The organism is Gordonia sp. X0973 (assembly GCF_013348785.1).
Classification (GTDB): domain Bacteria; phylum Actinomycetota; class Actinomycetes; order Mycobacteriales; family Mycobacteriaceae; genus Gordonia.
On record NZ_CP054691.1, the window covers coordinates 2,424,788 to 2,448,961 of the forward strand.

Sequence of the window (24,174 nt, forward strand, 5' to 3'; positions counted from 1 at the left end):
TGGCCGCCGGTTCGATACCGCGGCCCGGGCCCGTTCGGGCCGTGTACCCACGATGACGCAGACCGCTTGGCGCGATCTTGGCGCGCGCTTGGAAGCCGTCTCACTCCGCCAGCAGCTCGCGGGCCGCCTCGGCCACCGGGTCGATGCCCAGTTCGCGGGCCCGGCGCTCGACGTCGACGAGGGCTTGTTCCCGGCCCGGCGCCCGCGGGTGCATCCGGGCGTGTAGGAGCCGACCCCGCAGCATCGACGGCTCCCCGTCGCCGCGCTCGGCTATCGCCATCGCCTGCGCCAGGATCTCGTCGGCCGAATCGGTATCCCCCAGTTGGAAGCACAACCCGGCCAACGGCAGCGCCACCGGTCCGATGCAGCCGACCTGTCCGACGGTGGCGATGCAGTCGCGGAACGGCATCAGGCGGTCCCGCAGTGCGGGCGCGTACTCGTCGAGGCCGAGGTCGTGGACGACGTGTGCCAGCATCACCGCCTGTCCCAGGGTCGTCCAGATCATGGTCCGATGATCGGCCAGCCAGCTGTTCACCATCGTCTCGGCCAACTCGCGGTCGCCCTGATCGCCGGCCACCGAAGCGACGCCGGCGGCGAACAGGGTCATCACCTGGTTGTCGCTGAACTGTTCCAGCAGCGCACGGGCCCACTCGGTCGGCGTCAGCCCGCCGGTGTCGATGAATTCGCCGAGCATGCCCTGCTCGGTGGCCAGCGCCATCATCGCCAGCGCGCCGCTGCCCGCGACGTAGAGCTGGGTGTCCTCGTGGACTCGGATCGCGATGTGGAAGTGCTCCTTGGCCTGCTCGAATCCGCCGTGCCATACCGCCAGCGACGCCTGCATCCAGCGCAGTTGGGCACGCAGGATCGGAAGCCTCAACCGTTCACTCCCGACAATGGCGCGCCGGGTCAACTCCTCGGTCGCCGCGACATCGCCGCGCACCATCGTCGCCATGGTCAACACGGTGTCCACGATGACCTCGTCCACGTCGCGCCCGGGGTAGCGAAGACCGCGCATCTGCTGCGCCCAGGCGAGCGAGACCTCGGCATAGGGCGCGACGCCGGAGTAGGTGATCATCCGGGCCAGCAACACGTCGGCGGTGATCGCGTCGTCGGATAGATCGGCGGCCAGCGCGTCGGCCCGCTCGAGTAGGGCGTCGGGAACAGAGGCGTCACGCGCGTAGGTCTCCCCGATCGCGGCCGCCGCCAAGACGCGGGCCAGGCTCCCCGGGTCGTCGGCAACAGCCTGCGCGGACCGCTCGAGCGTGAACCGAAGCCCCTCGTTCTCCACGTGGGGGCCGATCCACGGCCACGCGCCGCCCGCCCGGATGAGGACTGAGGCCAACCGTCCCGCCGTGTCGGATCGACCCGTCTCGATGGCGCGGTTCAACCGCTCTTCGACGGTGTGCAGCACCTCCTGCAGGTGTCCGGCGCGGGCGTGGGCCGTCAACGCGCCGACCAGCAGGTCGTCGACGTCGGGGGCATTCGGATCGACTGACTCCCGCGTCTTCAGGGCGGCGTCGAGCCAGCGGGCGGCGCTCTCGGAATCCCAGTGCGCCACCGCGTCGCGGGCGGCGAGTCGACAGGCGTCGACGACGTCACCCGCATCGGCCACCGGCATCGCGTCGAGCAGATGCGCGGCACGTCGCGGGGTGGCATCCGAGGCCGTCGAGTCGCGCAGCACGTCGGCGACCCGCAGGTGGATCCGGCACCGGCGCAACGGGCGGATGGTGGTCAGCGCCTGGTCGCGGAGCAGGGCGTGCGCGAACCGGGTGCGCCCGGTCACCGGGTCGGCGACCAGGATGCGTTCGTCGACGGCCTCGTCGAGGGCGTCGGCGACGTCGTCGAGGTCGCGGCCGCAGACCGCCACCAGCAGGGCGACGTCGACCTCCTCCCCGATGACGGCGGCGTGGCCGATGATCTCCTGCACGGCGGGGTCGAGGGAGCCGAGGCGGCGGTCGAGGACAGAGCGGACGGCGTCGGGCACCATCTCCGCGGCCCGCTGTTCCGCGGGCAGGCGGGCGAACTCGGAGACGAACAGCGGGTTGCCCTCTGTTCGGCGGACCAGCGCGTCGAGCGAATCGGGTGCGAGATCCTCGTCGGCGACCGCGCGCACCAGTGTCGCGACGTCGGCCCGCCCGAGCCGCCCGACGGTGATGACGGCACCGCCCGCGCGGGCGACGGCCGCGACGAACCGCTCCGTCTCCTGGCCGCCCTCCCCCTCCCGCACGGTCGCGACGACCGAGACCGGCGCCTCCGCGACGACGGTCGTCAGATACGACAGCAGGCCCAGGGTCATCGGGTCGGCCCACTGCGCGTCGTCGACGATCAGCGTGAACGGCGCGGACCGCTCGACGAGGTGCTGGACCCGCTCGTACACGGCGAAGCGCGCGGTGTCGGCCCCGGCGCCGTCCGGCACGGCCAGCACATCGTCGGGATCGGCGTCCAGCGCCCGGCACAGTTGTCGCAGCGGCCACCAGGCCGGGGTGCCCTCCGCGTCGGGGCAGCGGATCCACACGGCCGGCCGCCCGGCCGCCGCGGAGATCGCCGCGGTCTCCTGGGCCAGGCGCGTCTTGCCGATCCCGGCCGGGCCGATCAACACCGCCCAGGAGGTTCCGGACCCGTGCGTCACCGCGACGCGCAGCTGTGCGACCTCGTCCTCGCGCCCGATCAACGGCACGCCGACATCGACGGGACCGTCGCCGCGCGGGCCGACCGGTTCGACGGCGGATGCGGCTGGCGTGTCGTCCGGCTCGGCGACCGAGACCGCCCCGGTCCAGTGCGGCGGACGCGGCCAGGCGGCGATCGCCGGGTCGTGGCGCAGGATCGCCCCGTGTAGTTCCACCAGCTCGGCTCCCGGTTCCAACCCCAGCTCGTCATCGAGGGACCGCAGGTAGGACCCATAGACCTCCAAGGCCTCGGCCGCCCTTCCCGCGCGGTACAGGGCGACCATGTGCAGCCACGCCGCGCGCTCGCGGAAGGGGTCGGCCGCCCGCATTCCGACCGTCTCGGCGAGCGCGGCGCCCGTGTCGCCGCCGGCGAGCAGGGCCGCGACGTGGATCTCGCCGACGGCCGCCACCGTCTCCCGCAACGACATGGCCTCCGCGCCGAGCCAACCGAGCGGGTCGAACTCGCCGCCCAGCAGTTCGCCGCGCCAGAGCGCCGCCGCCGCCTCCGAGGCCCGCAGCGCGTCGTCCCAACGGCCGTCGTCGCGTGCGGCACGAGCGTCTCGGGCCCATTCGGCGAACTCCACGAGGTCCACACCGTCGTCGCCGACGTCGAGCCGATAGCCGCCGGCCACCCGCTCGATCGGCGACGGCTCCCCCGAATCCGCCCGCAGCAATCTGCGCAGGTTGGAGATGTAGGCCTGCAGGCTCGTCGTCGCGGCCTCGGGTGGATCGTCGGGCCAGACGGTGTCGATCAGCCGCTCCACCGAAACGACCGCACCGCGCGCGACGAGCAGCGCGCCGAGAACGGCGCGCTGCTTCGGCGATCCGAGTTCCACCCGGTTCCCCTCGACGACGACGGCGAGGGGGCCCAGCACCAGATACTCACGCGCCACGTCGCTCCTCACTCGCCGCTGATCGTCGCAGTGTATGCGGGGACGTACAGCTCTCGTGACGCGATGAGGTCGCCATGTCGATCGGCGGCCTCCACTGCGTCGTCGGCGACGGTGGCCCGGGCCCGCCGCATCATCGTCGCCACCACCGCGGCACCCACCAGGGCGACCGCCGTGCTGCACCACAGTGCGGCGTGCAATCCGTCGACGAAGCCCTGCGGCGAGCCGCCGTGCAGAACCGACTGCGCCGGGAAGAAGGCACCCAGCGCCGCCACCCCCAGCGCGATACCAGACTGCCGGAAGGCGTCGTTGATCCCCGCGGCCAGGCCGGCGTCGTCGCTGTGCGCCTCGGCGAGGACGACTCCGCTCATCACCGGGTTGAACACCCCAGCCCCGACGGCGGCGAGCATGAACCCGCCGACGAGATCCCAGCCGGAGCTCTGCGTCCCGCACACGGTCATCCAGCCCAGACCGCCCGCCACCGCGACGAGGCCGCCGGTGAGCAGGATCCAGGGCGCGACGCGACCGAGGATCCGGTCGGTGACGCCGGCGGCGACGAACATCATCATCGTGCCGGGCAGGTACACCAGGCCGGCCTTGATCGCCGACAAGCCCAGCACGCCCTGCAGATAGATGGTCGCGTAGACGAAGACCGCGAACATCGACGCGGAGATGGCGAAGGTGGCGATCTGGGCGCCGGCGAAGCCGCGGTTGGCGAACATCGCCAGCGGCATCATCGGGTGCTCGACGCGGCGCTCCACCGCGACGAAGCCGACCAGGGCGACCGCCGCGACAGCCAGCGCGGTCACCGTGGCACCGTCGCCCCACCCACGTGAGCTGGCCTCGAACAACCCGTAGGTCAGGGCGGCGAGACCGACCATGATCAGCACCTGCCCGGCCCAGTCGCCGCGGCGCGGCGCGGTGCTGCGCGATTCGACGACCCACCGGGTACCGGCGAGCATCGCGATGCCGACCGGGATGTTGGCCAGGAAGATGGTCCGCCAGTCGAGGAGGTCGGTGAGGATCCCGCCGAGCAGCGGTCCCACGGCGAAGGAACCGCCGATGGTGGCCCCGTAGACGGCGAGCGACTTGCTGCGCTGCGCCGAGCCGGGGAACGCATGCGCCAGCAGGGCCAGCGACGTCGCGAACAGCAGCGCGGCACCCAGTCCCTGCACGACGCGGGCGGCGTTGAGGGCGACCATGCCCGGCGCGGCCGCACAGGCCGCCGAGGCGAGGGTGAAGCCGACGGCGCCGAGGATGAAGACCCGGCGACGACCGACGCGATCGGCCCACGCACCGGCGGTCAGGACGACGGTGGCCAGGGCGAGGGTGTATCCGTCGACCACCCATTTGAGGCCGTTCAGATCGGCGCCGAACTCACGGGCCATGGCGGGCAGTGCGGTGTTCACCACCGCGATGTCGAGCATGAGCATGGCGGTCGCGGCACACACGACCGCGAGGGTGACGCGTTGGGACCGGGTGAACCGGCCGGGTGTCTCGAGCACGGGAGGACTCCTCGTCGAAGTGGGTTTCTACGACGAGAAGATTCGCCCGGTCGACTTGGAACCGACTTGGCGGTGGCTTGGCACGGCTGGGGCGGCCGATGCGCGCCGTGAATCAGCCGACGGGGACCGGGGCCTCTTGGACGACGAAGGAGGTGATGGCGAGTTGGCCGGACACACGGTCTTGCACGGTGATCGTGTACTTGCCCGGCGACCGGTACGTCCGACGCGGGAAGGACGCCGAGCCCTGGCAGTCCTTCGACAGGTACATCGGCCAGCGCTTGCCCGGGAAGGTGATCTCGATGCCGCACCGGCGGCCGGTGACGGGCGCACCGCTCTTCGCGCGCGCCGACCAGCTCACGGCGGGGGCGAACGCGCCGCGGCCCACGTTGGTCACGCCCGCCGCGATCTTGGTGACGCCGTTGCGGTTGTAGAGCTTTCCCGGCGGCGGGGCCGAGCTGCCCAGGTCGCCGAGCGACCCCGCGAAGCGCGCCTGCGCCGGGGAGGCGGTCAGCACGGTCAACAGCGCGGCGGACGCCGCCGCGGCGGTAATGGTGCGATTCATCCCGGTGGTCCTCCCCCACAAAGCACGGACTCCAGGTGGGAGTGTACCCACCTGGAGTCCGCTACTCGCCGATTAGCCGATCCGGAACGACTTCGAGGCCGAGGCGCCGGACACCCGGTCGACGACGGTGATCCGGTAGGTGCCTGCGTTGCGGTAGTAGTTGCTGTTGAAGCCGATGCTGCCCTGGCAGTTGGCCGTCTTCTTCGTCGGGTAGGACGTACCGGGGAAGGCGATCTCGATCTGGCAGCCGCTGCCCTTGACGATCGCGTTCGAGCGGTCGCGCGCCGACCAGCCGACACTCGGGGCGAATCCCTTGCTGTAGTAGTCCGGGCCCTGCTTCTTGCCGAACCAGTTGCCGACGGTCAGCGTGATGGAGCTTACCCCGTTGCGGGAGGTCGGGTTGCCGGGCTGCTGCGGCGCGGGGCCGCCACCCTGCGGGCCGTGCTGGAAGAGGCTGCCGAAATCGATCGGGGCCGGATCAGCGGCCGCGGGTGCGGCGACGACCGCGGTGGCGGCAGTGGCGGCGAGCAGGGCTGCGCCCAGTTTGCTGTTCATGAAGTGGATTCTCCTAGAGGACACTGAGGGACAGTGAGTCACGGGTCTCCCGACCCGAATTCAGCCTAATCGGGGCTTTCTCCGGGGAGCCGAAGACCCTCGCCTGCGCCCGCATGGCGTCGGCGCGGCGATCCGCCGTCGGCAACATCGCGGGATGTGCGGTGACGGTGATGGTGAGCGAGCCGACGGCGAGGATGCGACGCAGCGTGTCGACCGGCTCGTCGTCGCCGATGAAGGCCGCCGCCGGGCAGGGGTGGCCGTCCTCCTCGGTGAGGGCGACGGTCATCGGCATGATCGGCGATCCCGCGTCGTGCGCCGCGCGGAAGAAGGCGGGCCGGAACGTCCCCGACGCGGCCCCGCACCACGTGGTGCCCTCGGGGAAGACGGCGACCGCGTGACCGCCGCGCAGGACGTCGGCGACCCGCTCGACGGTGCCGGGCAGCTCCCGCAACGATGCGCGGTCGATGCCGATGACCCCTACGCGGCGCGCGAGCCACCGCATCCCCGGCATCGTCAAGACCTCGGACTTCGCCACGAACCGGGAAGGGGTGACGGCGGCGATGGCCAGGATGTCGAGGAAGGACACGTGGTTCGCGACGACCAGCCCGCCGATCGGCACCCGCGGATCGGCGTCGATGAGCCGCCGGTCGTTGACTTTCACGGTGATCCCGAGCGCCGCCAGGACGCGACGCGACGACCAGCGGGCCAGGCGGTGCCGCCGGGCGGGGGCGATGCGCCAGGCCACCGGGGCGAGGAGCGCCAGGCCGCAGAGCACCACCAGCAGGCGGGTGATGCGCCAGGCGACGCGCGTCCGGCCGGCCCGCCGGCGGGGCGGGTGCGCACAGCCGCTGGTGCACCCGGAGACCGGGAACCAGGCGTGGCGACCCACTCGACCGGTCATGTCAGGCCTGCTCGCTCAGCCGGCGCACCGTCTCGGTGAGCCGTTGCCGGTAGCGCGAATCCGCGTCGTTGCTGGCCAACACGGTGAGGAAGTCGCCGCAGTCGAAGACCGGGTCGATCGCCGGGTCGCCGCACACCCGCGCCCCCAGGCGGAGGTATCCGCGCATCAGCGGCGGGATCACCAACCGGGCCGGCGGATCGATCTCGTCGATCCCGACCCCGTCGATCACCGAACCGCCGTGTGGCGCGGCCGGCCACTGCGCCGCGTACTTCTGGCGCAGCTCGTCGCGGATACCGCGCAGGGCGCTGCCGCGCACGGTTCCCGGATACGAGAGCGGGACCGACACGCATCCCATCAGGTAGGCGTTGCCCGATTCCTCCACGTAGGCGAGCACCGCGGCCCACATCAGCGCGGTCACCGATCCGTTGCGCTGCCCGCGCGCGACAGCGGCACGTCCCATCTCGACGGTTTGCGACTCGATGGGCGCCAGGTGCTCGAGCGCGAACTCGCCGCCGCTGTACCAGCCACCCGCTGCGATGGCCCGCAGCGGCGCGAGCAGCCGGGCGCACCCGACGAGGTCGCCGGTCTGCTCGTCGCGAACCAGCAGGTGTTCGCAGAACTCGTCGAATCGGTCGGCGTCCAGACGTGTGGCGGAGTCGCCGATCGCCTCGGAGAAGCCGGGCTCGGAGGTGAAGACGTCGTAGCGCAGTCGCTGCGCCGCCACGATGTCGTCTGCGTCGGTGGACAGCCAGACAGAAAAGCCGCCTCCTCCGAAGAGGCGACGGCTCGATTGCGGGGCGGCCGCACGCGCGGCCGTCGGGACATTGATTACTGTCATGCCCTCATGGAATCGGGGGCAGGCGACGCCACGGCCACCCGCACGTGTCATGTCGGGGTCGCCGAAGTGAAAACCGGACGGAAAAGACGAACCCCCGGCCAACGCGAGGCGTCGGCCGGGGGTTTCGCGGTACGGCGAGCGCTTACTTGCGCTTGTTGATCTCCTCGGTGAGCTGCGGAGCAACGTCGAACAGGTCGCCGACGACGCCGAAGTCGCTGATCTCGAAGATCGGCGCTTCCTCGTCCTTGTTGACGGCGACGATCGTCTTCGACGTCTGCATGCCGGCGCGGTGCTGGATGGCACCCGAGATACCCAGGGCGATGTACAGCTGCGGCGACACGGTCTTGCCGGTCTGACCGACCTGGAACTGGCCCGGGTAGTAGCCCGAGTCGACCGCCGCGCGCGAGGCGCCGACGGCGGCACCGAGCGAGTCGGCCAGCGCCTCGACGACCGAGAACTTCTCCGCGCTGCCGACGCCGCGGCCGCCGGAGACGACGATCGAGGCCTCGGTGAGCTCGGGGCGGTCGCCGCCGACGTTCGGCTCGACCTTGGTGATCTTCACGGCGTTCTCCGCCTGGGCCGGGACCTCGATGTCGACGCGCTCGCCGGCACCGGCCGCGGGGGCGGCCTCGACAGCACCGGGGCGCACCGAGATGACCGGCACGTCGCCCTTGGCCTGGGCGTCGACGGTGAAGGCGCCACCGAAGATCGAGTGGACGGCGTTGCCGCCCTCCTTGACCTCGATGACGTCGGCGAGGACGCCCGAGCCGAGGCGGACCGCCAGGCGACCGGCGACCTCTTTGCCGTCGGTGGTGGCGGCGACGATGACGCCGGCGGGCGAGGCGGACTCGGCGATCGCCGAGAGCACGTCGACCTTCGGCGAGACCAGCACGGTGGCGGCCTCGTCGGACTCGGCGACGTAGACCTTCTCCGCACCGGCCGCGGCCAGGTCGGAGAGGATCGCGTCGGCGCCACCGGGGGCACCGACGACGACCGCCGACGGGGAACCGAGCGCACGCGCGGCGGTGATCAGCTCCGAGGTGACCTTCTTCAGCCCACCCTCGGTGTCCCGCTCAACGAGAACGAGTACTTCAGCCATGTGTTTTTCTCCTGAGGTTCAGTGTCGATTGGGGGTGGGCGCTAGACGATCTTCTGCGCGACCAGGTACTCGGCGATCTTCGTGCCGCCGTCGCCCTCGTCGGTGACGCGCTCGCCGGCCTGCTTGGCGGGCTTCGGGTTCACCCCGGTGACGGTCGACGCGGCGTTCGCCAGACCGACGTCGCCGGCCTCGACGTCGATGTCGGCGAGGGAGACCACGGCGATCTCCTTCTTCTTGGCGGCCATGATGCCCTTGAACGACGGGAAGCGCGGCTCGTTGATCTTCTCGTTGACGCTCACGATCGCGGGAAGCGCGCCCGCGACGGTGAAGATGCCCTCGTCGGTCTCGCGCTCACCGGTCAGGTTCTCGCCGTCGACGGTCAGCGACCGCAGCGAGGTGAGGTGCGGCAGCTCGAGGTACTCGGCGATCATGGCCGGGACGGCACCCACGCCGCCGTCGGTGGCCTGGTTGCCGGCGATGACGAGTTCGACGCCCTCGACGGTGCCGAGCGCGCGGGCCAGCACGTAGGCGGTCTGGACGGCGTCGGAGCCGTGCAGCGCCTCGTCCTGGATGTGGATCGCCTTGTCGGCGCCCATCGACAGCGCCTTGCGGATCGCCTCGGTGGCCTTCTCGGGACCGGCCGACAGCACGGTCACCTCGCCGCCGTTGGCCTCTTTGATCTGCAGCGCTGCTTCGACGGCCTTCTCGTTGATCTCGTCGATCACCGGGTCGATCTCGCGATCGAGGGTGAAGTCGCTGTCGTTGAGCTTGCGCTCCGAGCCAGAGTCGGGCACCTGCTTGATGAGTACGACAATGTTTGTCATGGGTCTACATCGACCTCCTGCATCGGGTGAGGCGTCTTACCAGCGCGGTAAGGCCATTAGGGTCGCCCAACACTGTAACGTGTCACCTCCGTTCCGCGAACGCGGCGTACCTCACAACGGCCACATTCCGCACGCGCCCCGTCGACTAGCGTTGAGCCATGACGATTTCTGTTGGCATGATCACCTTCGACACGACCGATGCGCTCGCGCTGGCGCGGTGGTGGGCCAAGCAGACCGGCGGCCGGATCCTGGAAGAGAACGACGGGTGGTTCGTCACCGTCTCGACCGGCGAGGGCAAACCGCTACTCGCCTTCCAGAAGGTCGAGGACCCCACGCCCGGTAAGAATCGGATCCATCTCGATCTGGCGTCGCCGGACCGGGAAGCCGAAGTAGCCCGACTACTCGACGACGGTGCGACCCTCGTCGCCCGGCGGGAGATGCCCGGCTTCGAGTGGGCGACTCTGGCCGACCCGGACGGCAACCAATTCTGCGTCTCCGGCCCGCACTAGGACTAGACCGGACCGGGCGCGCCGCCGCTCACCGCGGCACGACCTGGTCGACCAGGTAGAGGCCGAGGAAGAAGCCGGCCGCCGCCAGGGCGATGCCGATGAGCGGCCAGCAGAACATCACCTTGCGGCGGACGGCGCCGAAGATCGTGCCGCCGATCGCGACGATGATGCCCATACCCGCGCCGACCCAGACGGCCAGCATTCCCCAGCCGACGAGATTCTCCCGGCAGCCGGTGCCCGATCCACACGGATCGGTCGCCATCGCGAAGAACAACGAGAAGAACAGCGTGAACGCGCACCCGATCCCGAGAGCCGCGAAGGCGAGGACCGTGACGACGATGTCGGCGATCCGGGCACCGCTCGTCTTGGGGGCCGGAATCGGTGTCGCGGGCGCCCAGCCGGCAGGGACGGGCGGAACAGGATTCATCGTCATAAGTCCAGAGTGCTCCCGCGGTGGAGAAAAGAACATGGGGATAGATACTCAATCCCCGTCGGCCGAGAAACGCCACCCCTACTACCCTCTTCAGATGATGAGTGAAACACCAGCATCCGACGCGGGTACGCCCGATCCTTCCGCCACCCTGGCGCTGACGGGCGAGCGCACCGTGCCCGGCATCCCGGAGGAGAACTACTGGTTCCGCCGCCACGAGGTGGCCTACGAGTACATCGCCGACCTCGTCGACGGCCGCGACGTCCTCGAGGCCGGTTCCGGCGAGGGCTACGGCGCCGACCTGCTCTCACGTCGCGCCCGCAGCGTCGTCTGCGTCGACTACGACGAGACCGCCGTCGAGCACACCCGGGCCCGCTACCCACGGCTGACGGTGCACCAGGGGAACCTGATCGACCTGCCGCTGGACGACGAATCCGTCGACGTGGTGGTGAACTTCCAGGTCATCGAGCATCTATGGGATCAGCCGGCCTTCGTCGCCGAGTGTCACCGCGTCCTGCGCCCGGGCGGTCGGCTGCTGATGTCGACGCCCAACCGGATCACGTTCACGCCGGGCAGCGACACCCCGGTCAACCCGTTCCACACCCGCGAGCTCAACGCGATGGAGATGACCGAACTCCTCGTCGACGGCGGCTTCGACGTCGAGCAGATGCTCGGCGTGCACCACGGACCCGCGCTGGCCGAACTCGACGCGAAGTGGGACGGCTCGATCATCGACGCCCAGATCCGGCGCGCGCTCGCCGACGAGCCGTGGCCGGCGGCACTCGCCGACGACGTCGCCGCGGTCACCACCGCCGACTTCGCGATCCGGCCCGGTGACGTGGACGCCAGCCTCGACCTGTTCGCGATCGCGACCCGCCGATGACCCCCTCCGTTCCCGCCGGGGTGCCGGGCCAGTTCACGCTGGTCCTGCACTCCCACCTGCCGTGGCTCGCCAACCACGGGCGGTGGCCGGTCGGCGAGGAATGGCTCTACCAATCCTGGGCCGCCAGCTATCAGCCGGTGTTCGCCGTGTTGCGCGGGCTGGCCGACGACGGATTCACCGACGTCCTGTCGCTCGGCATCACCCCGGTCCTCGCCGCCCAGCTCGACGACCCGCACTGCGCGTCGTCGATGTACGAGTGGCTGGCCAACTGGCAGCTGCGGGCGATGGAATTGGCCACCGACCGCGACCCGGTGCGCGCCGCGGCGGGTGGCGCGCATTTCCGCGACGCCGGTGCCGCGATCGCCGACTTCGAACGGCATTGGCGCCACGGCGCGTCGCCGGCCATCCGCGCGTTGGCGTCGTCGGGAATCATCGAATTGCTCGGCGGGCCGTTGGCCCACCCGTTCGCGCCGCTGCTCGACGCCCGGATGCGCCAATTCTCCCTCGGCGAGGGCCTGGCCGACGCGCACCGTCGCTGGGGCCACACCCCGACCGGGATCTGGGCCCCGGAATGCGCCTTCGACCCGGGTATGGAGTTCGAGTACGCCGACGCCGGCGTCGGCCACTTCATGGTGGACGGCCCGACCCTGCACGGCGACACCGCATTGGGTCGCCCGGTCGGCGACACCGACGTCGTCGCCTTCGGCCGCGATCTCACGGTCAGCTACCGCGTCTGGTCCCCGAAGTCGGGCTATCCCGGGCACGGCGCCTACCGCGACTTCCACACCTATGACCACGACTCCGGGCTTAAGCTCGCCCGCGTCACCGGGCGGACCGTCGACGGACCGGACAAGGCGCCCTACGATCCGGACCGCGTCGACGCCGTCATCGACAAGCACGTCGAGGACTTCGTCGCCACCGTGCGCGACCGCCTCATCGCCGAATCCGACCGAATCGGACGGCCCGCGCACGTCGTCGCCGCCTTCGACACCGAGCTGTTCGGCCACTGGTGGTTCGAGGGCCCGACGTGGCTCGACCGCGTCCTGCGCCGCCTACCGGAGGCCGGCGTGTCCGTCGGCTCGCTTGCGACCGCGCGCGAACGCGGCTACGTCGGCGATCCCGTCGACCTCCCGCCCTCGTCGTGGGGGTCGGGCAAGGATTGGCGCGTGTGGGCGGGTCCGCAGGTCCAGCACTTCGTTGACCTGAACGCCGAGGTCGTCGACACCGCGCTGACCACGGTCGACAAACGGGAACAGCACGACGCCCGCGACCGGGTCAACGACCAAATCCTGCGCGAGACGCTGATGACCGTCGCGTCGGACTGGCCGTTCATGGTCTCCAAGGACACCGCCGCCGGCTATGCCACCGACCGCGCCCACAAGCACGCCCACGCGACGCGGGAGATCGCCGACGCCGCCGCGCGCGGCCGCGAGTCCTCGGCCCGCGCGCTGGCCGACGGCTGGTTCGCCGCGGACAACCTGTTCGCCGACCTCGACGCCCGCCGCCTGCCCGGTCCCGAGGCGTACGCGAAGGGAGAAGGTCGGTGAAGCTGCTACTCGTCTCGTGGGAGTACCCGCCGGTCGTCGTCGGCGGCCTGGGACGCCACGTCCACAACCTCGCCGTGGAGCTGGCCGCGATCGGCCACGACGTCGTCGTACTGACCCGTCGGCCCACCGGGACGGATGCCGCCACCCATCCGACGACGTTCACCACCGCCGAGGGTGTGCGGATCATCGCCGCCGCCGAGGACCCGCCCGAATTCGATTTCGGCACCGACATGATGCCGTGGACGCTGGCCATGGGCCACACCATGATCCGCGCCGCGCTGCGCCTCCTGCGCGACGACACGACCGGGCAGGCATGGATCCCCGACGTGGTGCACGCCCACGACTGGCTCGTCGCCCACCCGTCGATCGCGCTCGCCGAGTTCTTCGACGTCCCGCTGGTCGCCACCATCCACGCCACCGAGGCCGGTCGGCACAGCGGCTGGGTCGCGGCGAAGACCAACCGCCAGGTCCACTCCGTCGAGTGGTGGCTGGCCCGTGAGGCCGACGCGCTGATCACCTGCTCCACCTCGATGCGCGACGAGGTCAGCCGGCTGTTCGGCCCGGAACTCGCCGAGATCCAGGTCATCCACAACGGGATCGCCGTCGAGGAATGGCCGCACCTGCCGCGCGCCGAGTCGTCGGGCCCCGCGGAACTGCTGTTCGCCGGGCGCCTCGAATACGAGAAGGGGGTGCAGGACCTGCTGGCCGCGCTGCCACGCATCCGCCGCACCCATCCGGGCACGACCCTGACGATCGCCGGCTCCGGCACGCAGCAGGAGTGGCTCGAGGAGTTGGCGCGCAAACACCGGGTGGTCGGCGCCGTCGATTTCCACGGCTCGGTCGAGCGCGACGAACTCATCGCGCTGATGCACCGCTGCACGGCGATCGTGTTGCCGAGCCGCTACGAGCCGTTCGGGATCGTGGCGCTGGAAGCGGCCGCCACTGGGATCCCGCTGGTGGTGTCGACGGCCGGCGGCCTCGGCGAGGCCGTGACCGACACGGTCACCGGTATGACCTTCCCGCCGGCCGACGTCACCGCGCTGGCCGCGGCGGTGCGCACCACCCTCGACGACCCGGCCGCCGCGCAGCAGCGCGCCGAACGCGCCTACGCGCGGCTCACCGAGGAGTTCTCCTGGCGCACCGTCGCCGAACTCACCTCCGGCGTGTACCTGGCCGCCAAGCGCCGGGTGCGGCACCCGATCGGACGGCCCAACATCGTCGAACGACCGCTTCCCGAGCGCGACCCGAACAAGCCGCTGACCTGAGTTCAGCTCGCCGCGTGCTTCTTCCGCTCGATGTCGGCCAGCGCGCGTTCGTGTTCGGCGCGGGCGGCGGCGTTGGCCTCCCATTCCTCCCTGCGGTTCTTCACGACGCGGGCCGGTGCGCCGACGGCGATCGAGTAGTCCGGGATCACGCCCTTGACCACGGCGTGCGAGCCGAGCACGCACCCGCGCCCGACCGTGGTGTTGCGCAGCACCGAGACCTTCGCGGCGACCCAGGTGTCCGCCCCGATGCGGACCGGTCCCTTCACGATCCCCTGGTCTTTGATCGGCAGGTCCAGGCTGTCCATCTTGTGGTCGAAGTCGCAGATGTAGCACCAGTCGGCGACCAGGGTCGAGGCGCCGATCTCCATGTCCAGATAGGAATTGACGACGTTGTTGCAGCCGAACACGACCTTGTCGCCGATCCGCAGGCTGCCCTCGTGCGCCCGGATCGAGTTGCCGTCGCCGATGTGCACCCAGCGGCCGATCTCCATGCGCGCCATCTCGGGGGTCGCGTGGATCTCGACGTTGCGCCCGAGGAACAGCATCCCGCGCAGCACGACGTGCGGGTTGGCCAACCGGAACCGGGCCAGCCGCAGATAGCGGACCAGGTACCACGGCGTGTAGGCACGGTTGGCCAGCACCCAGCGCAGGGAGGCCAGGGTCAGGAATCGGGCCTGGTCGGGGTCGCGCCGACGCCCGGCCCGCCAACGGTCCCGGTACGACGCGTTCCACATGGTGGTCATGGCACAAACACTAACGGAGCGAAAAATCGGACACGATAGGCTCACTGGGCAGCCCGGATCTTCCGCCGGGCCGGATCCGCAGAAGGAGCACCGAATGTTGCGAGCAGCCACCTCGACGATGCGCGCCGCGGCCGCCGTGGCGACCGTGGCGGCGACGGCACTCGCACTGGCATCCTGCTCCGACGGACAGGTTCAGGTGAAGTCGCTGGCCAGCCCGGGTTGGTCGAGCTTCGGCGGCAACGCTGGCAACACCAACTTCGCCTATCCCGACGTGCCGAAGGACCTCGCGCTCAGCTGGACCCGTCCGACCGGCGGCCCCGTCACCTCCCCGTTGACGATCTCCAACCAGTCCAACGTCAGCGTCACGTCGAACACGGCCGACGGGTGCAACTGGCTGGTCCTCGACCAGCGCGCCGGCCGGATGAACTACTGCAAGCGGATGCGTCCGGGCATCGAGGTGCAGGCCCCGCTCATCGACCAGTTCGACCAGGTCTACGTCGGCGAGGAGACCTCCTTCCTCGGCTGGACCGCGGGCGGCGTCATCCGCTGGCGGATGCCGGTCATCGGCGTGCCGACGTCGGCGAAGTTCGTGGCACCGTCGGTGGTGCTCGTCGCCACCACCCAGGGGCAGATCCTGCTGCTCAACACCCAGGATTCGACGTTCGCCGCCCCCGAGGTCCGGCTGCGGGCCGACGCCAACCCGGACGACGCGATGGCCGGTTTCGCCGACTGCCTCGTGAGCGGACCACGGTGCGGGATTCCCGCCCCGGCCGCCGTCGACTTCGATCGTCAGCGCCTGTTCCTGAACTTCTGGCCGCAGGGGGCCATCGCCTCGCAGATCCGGGCCCTGGACTATGGCGAGGTCAACGGCCGTCGCGAGGTCCGCGAGGCCTGGCACGCCGACATCCCGGGCGGGGTCGTCGGACCGGCCACCGTCTCCGCGGACGGCACCACCGTCTACGCGTTCAGCCGCCTGGGCAAGCTGGTCGCCCTGCACGCGGACACCGGCAAGACGAAGTGGACCTTCGACTACGGCGATCCCGGCTTCGCCACGCTGACCGCCACTCCCGACGGCAAGATCATCCCGACCGGACCGCTCGGCGGCCCGTTGCGGATGCTCGCCGACCGCGGTGACCGCGCCGAACAGGTGTGGAACCGGACCGACCTGAAGACGGTCAGCCTCTCGACCCTCACCAACGCCGGAACGGCCTGGACGGTCGTCCGCACCGCCGACGACGGCCTGGCCCTCACCGAGGTCTCCGCCGAGGACGGCAAGACCCTGCGGACCCTGCCCCTGCCGGACGCGAAGGGGTTCACGACCGGCGTCGCGGTGTCGCCGAAGGGCCAGATCGCCGTCGCCACCAATATCGGCAAGGTGTACTTCTTCGACTCCAAGGCGGAGATCGGGAAGTAGCCGGAGTCGGGACGCTATCGAGTGCTAGTCGGCGCGCACGCCGGTTTCGCACACGAAGGCGACGCCCCGCGACCCGATGCGGGTGATCACCAGCGCCAGCGGGGCCTTCCCCTTGAGCCGCAGGCGCTTGCGGAGTTGATCGGGATCGACGTCGACCCCGCGGACCAGGATCTCCAGGCTGCCGCAGTCACGGTCGGCGAGCGCCTTGCGCAGCGCCTTCTCCTTCATCGGCACCTGTTCCAGCACGGCGAACCCGCGCTCCCCCGGCGGAATCGAGTCACCGGTGAGGTAGGCGATCTTGGGGTCGAGCTGCCACAGCCCGTGCCGGGTCGCCCAGTGCCGGACGAGGCCGGCGCGCACGATCGCGCCGTCCGGGTCGACGATCCACCGTCCGGACGGACCGACGCGGGTGTCGTCGGGATCGCGGTCGGTGACCTCCTCGGTGCGCACCGCCCCGCCCGACGTGCGCAGCACCGTCGCGCGCTGGGAGATGCCGTCGTCGAGTTCGGTCCACAGGCAGGCCTCGCGCACCCAGCCGTCGAGCGAGGTGATCTGCACCTGGCCGTCGAAGCCGAAGCGGGCGCGCAACGTCCCGTAGTCCAACCCGGGCGCGCATTTCACCGCGAGCGGGCGGCCGGCGTAGGTGGTGAGGACGTCGAGCAGCGGTGGCGACAGGTCCTCGATGCGGAAGGTGCGGGAGCCGCCGCGCCGACGGGCCGGATCGGCCAACAGCACATCGGCGGTCGACACCGGGGTCAGCGCGTCGGCGCGCAGCAGGGTCGCACCGTCGACGTTGTGCGCGGCCATCGCCAGGCGCACCGGGTCGAGGTCGGAGCCGATGACCGCGCCGATGCCGTCGGCCGCGGCCAGTTCCACCAGTTCCGCGCCGACCGAGCAGGTGACGTCGTGGACCACCGCGCCGGGAAACCGCCGGGCGATCTCGGCGGCCCGGGCAGCCGCGACCACCGAAGCCGTCGCCTGCTGCAACGCCTCGTCGGTGAGCAGCCAGTGCTGCGGATCGACCAGCCTGCCCGCAGCCCGGCGACGACAGTGGACGGTCTCGGCCAAGGCCGGCGCCCGCTCGCCGTAGCGGGCCCGCAGCGCTGCGACGTCACCGATCAGGGTGTCCGGCTTGAGTTCCAGCGCGGAAGCGTTCTCCAGCGCTTTGACGCCGAGGCGCGAACGCAGAAACGCGACGTCGTCGGTGGTGATCACCGCGGGATCGCGACGATGGTCACGCGGCCGGCTTGGTGCCGGTCACCATGACGTTGTAGAAGAACTTCGGCGGCACGACCTTGCGGAGCACGTTGTCGTCGAGCCAGCTCAGGCTGCGCCAGCCGCCGAACGCGAACCGCGCCCAGCCCCAGCCCAGCTTCTCCGGCGGCACCGCGGCCTCGAAGGTGCGGACGGGCCAGCCGAGCATCGCGGCGGAGAATTCCTCGGTGGCGGTGTCGACGTTGGCCGCTCCGGCCTTGCGCGCGATACCGGCGAGGTCGTCGGGATCGAAGGTGTGGATGTCGACGACGGCCTCCAGCGCGGCCGCGCGCGAGGACTCGTCGAGTTCCTCCTGCGGGCGCCGCCAGCCGTTGAGCGGGCCGAACTTGGTGATGTTGGTCGTCGCGAACCAGGTCGCCCGCGAGAGCCACCGCGCGTAGAAGTCACCGATGGTCGAGGGCTCACCGGCGAAGACGAATCGGCCACCCGGCTTCAGCACGCGCAGCACCTCGCGCAGCGACAGCTCCACGTCGGGGATGTGGTGCAGCACGGCGTGGCCGACGACCAGGTCGAAGGTGTTGTCCTCGTACGGGATCTTCTCGGCGTCGGCCACCCGGCCGTCCACGTCGAGGCCCAGGTTCTCCGCGTTGCGCAGCGCGACCTTGACCATGCCAGGCGAGAGGTCGGTGACCGACCCCTTCTTCGCGACACCCGACTGCATCAGGTTGAGCAGGAAGAAGCCCGTGCCGCAGCCGAGTTCCATCGCCCGCTCGTAGGGCAGCTTGGCGTCGGGGACGATCGCGTCGAACCTGCCGCGCGCGTAGTCGATGCAGCGCTCGTCGTAGGAGATCGACCACTTGTCGTCGTAGGTCTCCGCCTCCCAGTCGTGGTACAGCACCTGGGCGAGCTTGGTGTCCTGCAGAGCGGCTTTCACCTGCTCCTCGGTGGCGTGCGGATTCGGCGCCGGATCGGACTGCGGGGTGTTCGTGGTCATACTTGCTCCGAGGTTGTGACGACTGACCCGGCTATCCTACTTGCCGGTAAACTTCGCCTTACCCGGGCCGTTCTCGACGAAGGATTCCATGCCGATCCGACGGTCGTCGGTGGCGAAGAGAGCGGCGAACAATTGCGCCTCGATCGCCAGGCCGGTGGTGAGGTCGACGTCGAGCCCGCGGTCGACCGCGGCCTTGCCCGCGGCGAGTGCGACGGAGGCGGCGTTGGCGAATTGACCGGCCCATCGCAGCGCCGCGTTGTACACCTCGTCGGGGGCGACGACCTCGTCGACGAGCCCGATGGCCAGCGCCTCTTCCGCACCGACGAAGCGGCCGGTGAAGATCATGTCCTTGGCCTTCGCGGGCCCGACGAGACGCGCCAGGCGCTGGGTGCCGCCGCCGCCCGGGATCACCCCGAGCAGCACCTCGGGCACGCCGAGCTTCGCATTGTCACCGGCGATCCGGCGATCGGCACCCAGCGCGACCTCCAGGCCGCCGCCGAGGGCATAGCCGGTGATCGCCGCGACCGTCGGCTTGGGGATCGCCGCGATGGCGCCCAACCCGTCCTGCAGCTTGCCCGCCACCTTGTTCATCTCGGCGAAGGTCATGTCGTTCATCTCTTTGATGTCGGCGCCCGCGGCCAGCACCTTCGGCCCCCCGTACACGACGACGGCCTTGATGTCGTCGCGCATCGACGCCTCCTGCGCCGCGGCCACCAGCTCGGTCTGCAGCTGGCGGTTGAGGGCGTTCATCGGCGGCCGGTTCAGCGCGATCGTGCCGACGCCGGGGTGGTCTTCCGAGGTTTCCAAAGTGACGAACTCAGCCATGCCCCCAACCCTATACGCTGGTCGGGTGGCTGATCGCAGCGACCGGATTCCCATCGACGTCGACGGCCGCGTCGTGGAGTTGTCCAGTGCGGACCGCGTCTATTTCCCCGACCGCGGCGAGACGAAACTCGACCTCGCGCGGTACTACCTGTCGGTCGCCGATGGGATCGTCCGCGCCCTGCGCGACCGTCCGACGATGCTGCACCGCTTCCCCAAAGGGGTCACCGGCCCCAAGGTGCACCAGAAGCGGCTGCCCGCCGGCGCGCCCGACTGGATCGAGACCACCGAGATCTATTTCCCGCGCTACGGGCGCACCGCCGACGAGTTGTGCCCCACCGGCGCCGCCGACGTGATCTGGGCGGTGCAGATGTCCACCGTGGAGTTCCATCCGTGGAACTCGCGCCGCTTCGACGTGGAGAAGCCCGACGAGTGGCGCATCGACCTCGACCCGATGCCCGACTGCCCCTTCGACCGTGTGCGCCGGGTCGCCGGCGGGGTCCACGAGGTACTCGACGAGCTCGGTATCCGCGGCTTCCCGAAGACCTCGGGCGGCCACGGCCTGCACGTGTACATCCGGATCGAGCCGGAGTGGGGATTCGCCGACGTGCGCCGCGCCGCGCTCGCCTTCGCCCGCGAGGTGGAACGGCGACTACCCGACGATGCGACGACGGTGTGGTGGCGCAAGGACCGCGACCCGACGTCGGTCTTCCTCGATTTCAACCAGAACACCCGCGATCACACGATGGCCGCGGCCTACTCGGTGCGCGGGAACCCGCGGGCCACCGTGTCGGCTCCGGTGACCTGGGCCGAGATCGACGAGGTCGTGCCCGACGACTTCACCATCGCGACGATGCCGTCGCGGTTCGCGCGGATCGGTGATCTGCACGCGGAGATAGACGACGTCGCCTACCGCATCGACACCCTGCTGGAGTGGGCCGACCGCGACGGGCTGGATTGATCTGTCGGCGGTCGCCCGCTAGGGCGTGTGCTTGAAGAACAGTTCCCTGGCCTGCGGGTCCATCGACGCGAAGTACTCGTCGGCGTGGGTGAACCGCAGCCCCTCGAAGTCATCGTTGGGCGTCCCCGGCTCGATCGGTTTGATGTCGCGGTTCGCCGCGAACAGCTCGGCGACCGTCGCGTAGGCGGCCAGGTCGCGCAGCTGCGACCACGTCGGCGGCAGCAGGAAATGCTTGCCCGCCGACCAGTCGGCCAACGCCGCCGACGCCGAATACCATTGCGCCTCTTCGACTTCCGAGGTCTCCGCGTCGGCGTCCTGCCCCTGGGGGAGCTCGGCGAGGAAGAACCGGGTGTCATAGCGCCGCTTCTCGATCTTCGGCGTGATCCAGTGCGCCAGCGGCCGCATCAGATCGGCACGCAACGCCAGGTCGTTCTCGCGCAGGAACTGCGCGAAGGAGATCTCCTTGCTCTCCAGCGCGCCGCGGGCCGGCATGAGCGCCGCGATGTCGGCGGGCGCGCCATCGGTGCGGGTCACCAGGAGAACGCCGCACTCCTCGAAGGTTTCGCGGACCGCGGCGCACACCAGCTTCTGTGCGCCGATCGGCGAGGTCGAGAAGTGATCGGCCCACCACTGCGCGTCGGGACCGATCCAGGCCAGATCGGCGTCGGCGTCGCGCTCGTCGACACCCCCGCCGGGGAACACCGTCATCCCGCCGGCGAAAGCCATCTCCTTCACGCGACGCTGCAGGAAGACGTCGATGCCGTCGGCACCGTCGCGCACCAACACCACCGTCGACGCGTCGCGCAGCGGCACGGGCGCCGAGTCAGTTGGGCTCATAGCCGCCCGCTCCCGTGGTGCCGTTGTAACGGAAGGTCCGCGACGACCCCTTGATCGTCACATCGGTGCCCAGCGGCTGCTGCGCCAAGAACTTGCGTTCGTATTCCCGCGCCTGGGCGTCGTACTTCGCGGTGTCGCCGGGCGAGAACTGGCCGGCCATGCACTGGTCGGTCAGCAGATACAGGAAGGCCGACAGGGCCGTCTGGTTGAAGTCGTTGTTCGGCAGGGTCTGCCACAGCGCCCCCGAGTCGCGCTTCGCCTTGTAGTCGTCGCCCATGGTGCAGGCAACGCCCGCCGCCTGGGTCGGCTCCGGCGTCGACTCGGGCGTCGACTCCGGAGTGGACTCGGAGGTCCACGGCGAGTCCGACTGCGACGTCGACTGCTCCGCAATCGGCGGCACGGTCTCGTCGTCGTGCGGCGCGGAGGCGAAGGCCGCGATCACGATGCCGACCACCGCGGCGAGCAAGACGACTCCGCCCACCACCGCGGCGATGATCCACGCCGTATTCGACGATTTCCGCGCCTGCTCCGTGTACGGCTGGCCGTAGGGCTGCTGACCATAGGGCTGTTGACCATACGGCGACGGACCGTACTGTTGCTGGCCGTACGGCTGCTGTCCATAGGGTTGTTGGCCATAGGGCTGCTGACCGTAGGGCTGTTGGCCGTGTTGGGGAGGCTGCTGCTGACCGTACGGCTGCGGTGAACCGGGACCTGCTGTCATGTCGCGTAGGTTACGCCTCACTCCGCCCGACGGTGCCCGCCGGGGCGACGGGCGCGGCGGGCGAAGTAACGGCCGTCGATGACGTCGAGCGCGATCTGCTGGTGGAACGCGGCCGAGAGGTTCTGCGCGGTCAGGACGTCGGACAGGAGACCCTGGGCGACGACCCCGCCCTCCGAGAGGAGCAGGGCGTGGCTGAACCCGGGTGGGATCTCCTCGGGGTGGTGAGTGATCAGGACCAACGCCGGTGCGTCGGGGTCGAGGGCCAGTCGTCCGAGACGGTCGACGAGTTCCTCCCGACCGCCCAGGTCCAGGCCAGCCGCCGGCTCGTCGAGCAGGAGCAGTTCCGGATCGGTCATGAGAGCGCGCGCGATCTGCACCCGCTTGCGCTCCCCCTCGGACAAGGTGCCGTAGGTGCGCCCGGCGAGATGCTCGGCGCCCAGCGATTCCAGGGTGTTCACCGCCTGCTCGCGGTCCACCGTCTCGTAATCCTCGCGCCACCGGCCGAGCACCGAATACCCGGCCGAGACGACGAGATCCTCCACCCGCTCGTCGGCGGGAATCCGTTCGACCTCCTTGCCGCCGGTCATCCCGACCCGCGTCGTCAGCTCCCGCAGTTCCACCCGCCCGAGCTGCTCGCCGAGGACGAAGGCCGTCCCCGACGACGGGTGGACGCGGGCGGCGGCCATCGACAGCAGCGAGGTCTTACCCGCGCCGTTGGGCCCCAGGACCACCCACCGCTCATCGAGCTCGACCTGCCAGTCGACCGGGCCGACGAGGGTGTTCTGATCGCGGACCAGGGAGACGCCGCGGAAGTCGAGCAGGAGGTCCGGATCGGGCGGCGTGGGATCGAACGGTCGTGGATCGTCGGCGGGGAGATCGGCAGTCACTCCCCCATGGTGCCGGACGTCGCGGCCCGGGAATAGCCCGCCTCCCCGCGTCGCTGCACTAGACGTGCCCGACGACAACCTGACCTCCACTGATGTGCCGCTGTCCATCCTCGACCTCGCCCAGGTGGGCCGCGACGAGACGGTTCGCGAGAGCCTGGCGCACTCGACGCGTCTGGCGCGGTTCGCCGATACCGCGGGCTATCGCCGCATCTGGTACGCCGAGCACCACAACATGTCGGCCATCGCGTCGGCCGCCCCCGCGGTGCTGATCGCCCACATGGCGGCCCATACCGAGCACATCCGCCTCGGTGCCGGCGGCGTCATGTTGCCCAACCACTCACCGCTGACGATCGCCGAGCAGTACGGCACCCTCGCCGAGCTTTACCCTGGCCGCATCGACCTGGGTCTTGGGCGGGCCCCCGGCGGCGATCAGGCGACCTTCGCCGCCTTGCGCCGCACCCACCAGGCGGCCGAGCAGTTCCCGTGCGACGTCCTGGAACTACAGGCCTACTTGCGCGACGAGTCACGGGTGGCCGGTGTCCGGGCCACCCCGGGAGCGGGCACGAACGTCGACCTGTACATCCTCGGCTCGTCATTGTTCGGCGCGCAGCTGGCCGCGGCGCTCGGCCTGCCGTACGCCTTCGCGTCGCACTTCGCGCCGCAGGCCCTGACCGAGGCCGTCGCGCTCTATCGCAGCGAGTTCCGACCGGCACCGCTGCCCGACGGCGGGTTCAGCGAGCCCCACGTCATCGCCGGGGTCACCGCGATCGCGATCGACGACGTCGACTTCGCGCGACGGCAACTCCACGAGGCCAAGCGCGACCGCATCAAGCACCTGGTCGCCCATCACCGCAAGCTCACCGACGAGGAGGCCGAGCAGTTGTTCGACTCCCCGGTCGGACGGCAGGTCGACGAGATGATGCGCTACGCGGCGACGGGCACACCCGACGAGGTGCGCCGCAAGCTGCGGGAGTTCGCCGACCACGCCGATGCCGACGAGTTGATCGTCGGCTCCTTCGCACCCGACCGGACGGTGTGGTTCCAGACCTTCGTCAACCTCGCACCCGATAAGGGTTAAGCGCAGGTCGCGATCGGGTCACCGACCG

Annotated in this window: 23 protein-coding genes; 7 read left to right on the top strand and 16 right to left on the bottom strand. The window is 70.4% G+C overall.

Annotated features, from left to right (window positions below; genetic code table 11):
• Positions 1 to 100: 100 nt before the first annotated feature.
• From HUN08_RS11870 to HUN08_RS11905, 8 genes are all read right to left on the bottom strand, one after another.
• The gene (locus HUN08_RS11870; protein ID WP_301546695.1) at positions 101 to 3,559 is read right to left on the bottom strand and encodes a BTAD domain-containing putative transcriptional regulator; all 3,459 of its coding nucleotides are present in this window, start codon (positions 3,557 to 3,559) and stop codon (positions 101 to 103) included.
• Between the two features lie 8 nt (positions 3,560 to 3,567).
• Complete coding sequence (locus tag HUN08_RS11875) at positions 3,568 to 5,061, bottom strand: MFS transporter (protein ID WP_301546696.1); 1,494 nt, start codon at positions 5,059 to 5,061, stop codon at positions 3,568 to 3,570.
• Between the two features lie 112 nt (positions 5,062 to 5,173).
• A complete protein-coding gene (locus HUN08_RS11880) occupies positions 5,174 to 5,623 on the bottom strand; it encodes a hypothetical protein (protein ID WP_124247264.1) in 450 nt (149 codons plus the stop codon).
• A gap of 72 nt (positions 5,624 to 5,695) precedes the next feature.
• The gene (locus tag HUN08_RS11885) at positions 5,696 to 6,178 is read right to left on the bottom strand and encodes a hypothetical protein (RefSeq protein ID WP_124247263.1); all 483 of its coding nucleotides are present in this window, start codon (positions 6,176 to 6,178) and stop codon (positions 5,696 to 5,698) included.
• Positions 6,179 to 6,191: 13 nt separating this feature from the next.
• On the bottom strand, positions 6,192 to 7,079 hold the full coding sequence (locus HUN08_RS11890; RefSeq protein WP_124247262.1) for a 1-acyl-sn-glycerol-3-phosphate acyltransferase: 888 nt from the start codon (positions 7,077 to 7,079) through the stop codon (positions 6,192 to 6,194).
• Position 7,080: 1 nt separating this feature from the next.
• Positions 7,081 to 7,917: a GNAT family N-acetyltransferase gene (locus HUN08_RS11895; RefSeq protein ID WP_174900922.1), complete on the bottom strand. Its 837-nt coding sequence runs from the start codon at positions 7,915 to 7,917 to the stop codon at positions 7,081 to 7,083.
• A gap of 142 nt (positions 7,918 to 8,059) precedes the next feature.
• Positions 8,060 to 9,016 (bottom strand): electron transfer flavoprotein subunit alpha/FixB family protein, encoded by a 957-nt coding sequence (locus HUN08_RS11900; RefSeq protein WP_124247260.1) that lies wholly within the window; start codon positions 9,014 to 9,016, stop codon positions 8,060 to 8,062.
• A 41-nt stretch (positions 9,017 to 9,057) separates the two neighbouring features.
• A complete protein-coding gene (locus tag HUN08_RS11905; RefSeq protein ID WP_124247259.1) occupies positions 9,058 to 9,840 on the bottom strand; it encodes an electron transfer flavoprotein subunit beta/FixA family protein in 783 nt (260 codons plus the stop codon).
• A 158-nt stretch (positions 9,841 to 9,998) separates the two neighbouring features.
• On the opposite strand from HUN08_RS11905, the gene HUN08_RS11910 reads away from it, so the two are divergent.
• Positions 9,999 to 10,349 (top strand): VOC family protein, encoded by a 351-nt coding sequence (locus HUN08_RS11910; protein WP_124247258.1) that lies wholly within the window; start codon positions 9,999 to 10,001, stop codon positions 10,347 to 10,349.
• A gap of 28 nt (positions 10,350 to 10,377) precedes the next feature.
• Here HUN08_RS11910 and HUN08_RS11915 read toward each other — a convergent pair whose 3' ends face one another.
• The gene (locus HUN08_RS11915) at positions 10,378 to 10,776 is read right to left on the bottom strand and encodes a hypothetical protein (protein WP_124247257.1); all 399 of its coding nucleotides are present in this window, start codon (positions 10,774 to 10,776) and stop codon (positions 10,378 to 10,380) included.
• Between the two features lie 100 nt (positions 10,777 to 10,876).
• Between HUN08_RS11915 and HUN08_RS11920 the strand changes: the two genes are divergently transcribed.
• From HUN08_RS11920 to HUN08_RS11930, 3 genes are read left to right on the top strand one after another with little or no spacing between them, the layout of a single operon-like run.
• A complete protein-coding gene (locus HUN08_RS11920) occupies positions 10,877 to 11,662 on the top strand; it encodes a bifunctional 2-polyprenyl-6-hydroxyphenol methylase/3-demethylubiquinol 3-O-methyltransferase UbiG (protein WP_124247256.1) in 786 nt (261 codons plus the stop codon).
• Positions 11,659 to 13,209 (top strand): glycoside hydrolase family 57 protein, encoded by a 1,551-nt coding sequence (locus tag HUN08_RS11925; protein ID WP_124247255.1) that lies wholly within the window; start codon positions 11,659 to 11,661, stop codon positions 13,207 to 13,209. The genes HUN08_RS11920 and HUN08_RS11925 overlap by 4 nt, the downstream gene beginning before the upstream one ends.
• Complete coding sequence (locus tag HUN08_RS11930; RefSeq protein ID WP_124247254.1) at positions 13,206 to 14,474, top strand: glycosyltransferase family 4 protein; 1,269 nt, start codon at positions 13,206 to 13,208, stop codon at positions 14,472 to 14,474. Before HUN08_RS11925 ends, HUN08_RS11930 begins: the two co-directional genes overlap by 4 nt.
• Positions 14,475 to 14,476: 2 nt before the next feature.
• On the opposite strand, the gene HUN08_RS11935 is transcribed toward HUN08_RS11930, so the two are convergent.
• Positions 14,477 to 15,217, bottom strand: a complete 741-nt coding sequence (locus HUN08_RS11935; RefSeq protein WP_124247253.1) for an acyltransferase — start codon at positions 15,215 to 15,217, stop codon at positions 14,477 to 14,479.
• 118 nt (positions 15,218 to 15,335) lie between these two features.
• Between HUN08_RS11935 and HUN08_RS11940 the strand changes: the two genes are divergently transcribed.
• Positions 15,336 to 16,631, top strand: coding sequence for a pyrrolo-quinoline quinone (locus HUN08_RS11940; RefSeq protein ID WP_301546995.1), 1,296 nt, complete (start codon positions 15,336 to 15,338; stop codon positions 16,629 to 16,631).
• A 24-nt stretch (positions 16,632 to 16,655) separates the two neighbouring features.
• Here HUN08_RS11940 and HUN08_RS11945 read toward each other — a convergent pair whose 3' ends face one another.
• Genes HUN08_RS11945 through HUN08_RS11955 form a run of 3 tightly spaced genes read right to left on the bottom strand, consistent with a single transcriptional unit; the run spans position 16,656 to position 19,665 of the window.
• Positions 16,656 to 17,846 (bottom strand): class I SAM-dependent methyltransferase, encoded by a 1,191-nt coding sequence (locus HUN08_RS11945; protein WP_124247251.1) that lies wholly within the window; start codon positions 17,844 to 17,846, stop codon positions 16,656 to 16,658.
• Positions 17,847 to 17,865: 19 nt separating this feature from the next.
• Entirely contained in the window at positions 17,866 to 18,840 is a 975-nt protein-coding gene (locus HUN08_RS11950) for a class I SAM-dependent methyltransferase (protein WP_124247250.1), read from the bottom strand.
• A 36-nt stretch (positions 18,841 to 18,876) separates the two neighbouring features.
• A complete protein-coding gene (locus HUN08_RS11955) occupies positions 18,877 to 19,665 on the bottom strand; it encodes an enoyl-CoA hydratase/isomerase family protein (protein ID WP_124247249.1) in 789 nt (262 codons plus the stop codon).
• Between HUN08_RS11955 and ligD the strand changes: the two genes are divergently transcribed.
• Positions 19,664 to 20,623, top strand: coding sequence for a non-homologous end-joining DNA ligase (ligD, locus tag HUN08_RS11960; RefSeq protein ID WP_124247248.1), 960 nt, complete (start codon positions 19,664 to 19,666; stop codon positions 20,621 to 20,623). The genes HUN08_RS11955 and ligD overlap by 2 nt on opposite strands.
• A gap of 18 nt (positions 20,624 to 20,641) precedes the next feature.
• Here the strand turns inward: ligD and HUN08_RS11965 are convergent, their stop codons facing one another.
• Genes HUN08_RS11965 through HUN08_RS11975 form a run of 3 tightly spaced genes read right to left on the bottom strand, consistent with a single transcriptional unit; the run spans position 20,642 to position 23,068 of the window.
• Complete coding sequence (locus HUN08_RS11965) at positions 20,642 to 21,460, bottom strand: NUDIX domain-containing protein (protein WP_124247247.1); 819 nt, start codon at positions 21,458 to 21,460, stop codon at positions 20,642 to 20,644.
• Positions 21,447 to 22,181 (bottom strand): hypothetical protein, encoded by a 735-nt coding sequence (locus tag HUN08_RS11970; RefSeq protein ID WP_174900923.1) that lies wholly within the window; start codon positions 22,179 to 22,181, stop codon positions 21,447 to 21,449. Before HUN08_RS11970 ends, HUN08_RS11965 begins: the two co-directional genes overlap by 14 nt.
• A gap of 17 nt (positions 22,182 to 22,198) precedes the next feature.
• Positions 22,199 to 23,068, bottom strand: coding sequence for an ABC transporter ATP-binding protein (locus tag HUN08_RS11975; protein ID WP_124247246.1), 870 nt, complete (start codon positions 23,066 to 23,068; stop codon positions 22,199 to 22,201).
• Positions 23,069 to 23,132: 64 nt separating this feature from the next.
• On the opposite strand from HUN08_RS11975, the gene HUN08_RS11980 reads away from it, so the two are divergent.
• Positions 23,133 to 24,146 (top strand): LLM class flavin-dependent oxidoreductase, encoded by a 1,014-nt coding sequence (locus HUN08_RS11980; RefSeq protein WP_301546697.1) that lies wholly within the window; start codon positions 23,133 to 23,135, stop codon positions 24,144 to 24,146.
• Positions 24,147 to 24,174: the final 28 nt, after the last annotated feature.

Coding starts and splice junctions, on each gene's coding strand:
- HUN08_RS11880 (WP_124247264.1), bottom strand. CDS start 5,623: ATGAATCGCACCATTACCGCCGCGGCGGCGTCCGCCGCGCTGTTGACC.
- HUN08_RS11885 (WP_124247263.1), bottom strand. CDS start 6,178: ATGAACAGCAAACTGGGCGCAGCCCTGCTCGCCGCCACTGCCGCCACC.
- HUN08_RS11890 (WP_124247262.1), bottom strand. CDS start 7,079: ATGACCGGTCGAGTGGGTCGCCACGCCTGGTTCCCGGTCTCCGGGTGC.
- HUN08_RS11895 (WP_174900922.1), bottom strand. CDS start 7,917: ATGACAGTAATCAATGTCCCGACGGCCGCGCGTGCGGCCGCCCCGCAA.
- HUN08_RS11900 (WP_124247260.1), bottom strand. CDS start 9,016: ATGGCTGAAGTACTCGTTCTCGTTGAGCGGGACACCGAGGGTGGGCTG.
- HUN08_RS11905 (WP_124247259.1), bottom strand. CDS start 9,840: ATGACAAACATTGTCGTACTCATCAAGCAGGTGCCCGACTCTGGCTCG.
- HUN08_RS11910 (WP_124247258.1), top strand. CDS start 9,999: ATGACGATTTCTGTTGGCATGATCACCTTCGACACGACCGATGCGCTC.
- HUN08_RS11915 (WP_124247257.1), bottom strand. CDS start 10,776: ATGAATCCTGTTCCGCCCGTCCCTGCCGGCTGGGCGCCCGCGACACCG.
- HUN08_RS11920 (WP_124247256.1), top strand. CDS start 10,877: ATGATGAGTGAAACACCAGCATCCGACGCGGGTACGCCCGATCCTTCC.
- HUN08_RS11925 (WP_124247255.1), top strand. CDS start 11,659: ATGACCCCCTCCGTTCCCGCCGGGGTGCCGGGCCAGTTCACGCTGGTC.
- HUN08_RS11935 (WP_124247253.1), bottom strand. CDS start 15,217: ATGACCACCATGTGGAACGCGTCGTACCGGGACCGTTGGCGGGCCGGG.
- HUN08_RS11940 (WP_301546995.1), top strand. CDS start 15,336: ATGCGCGCCGCGGCCGCCGTGGCGACCGTGGCGGCGACGGCACTCGCA.
- HUN08_RS11950 (WP_124247250.1), bottom strand. CDS start 18,840: ATGACCACGAACACCCCGCAGTCCGATCCGGCGCCGAATCCGCACGCC.
- ligD (WP_124247248.1), top strand. CDS start 19,664: ATGCCCCCAACCCTATACGCTGGTCGGGTGGCTGATCGCAGCGACCGG.
- HUN08_RS11955 (WP_124247249.1), bottom strand. CDS start 19,665: ATGGCTGAGTTCGTCACTTTGGAAACCTCGGAAGACCACCCCGGCGTC.
- HUN08_RS11965 (WP_124247247.1), bottom strand. CDS start 21,460: ATGAGCCCAACTGACTCGGCGCCCGTGCCGCTGCGCGACGCGTCGACG.
- HUN08_RS11970 (WP_174900923.1), bottom strand. CDS start 22,181: ATGACAGCAGGTCCCGGTTCACCGCAGCCGTACGGTCAGCAGCAGCCT.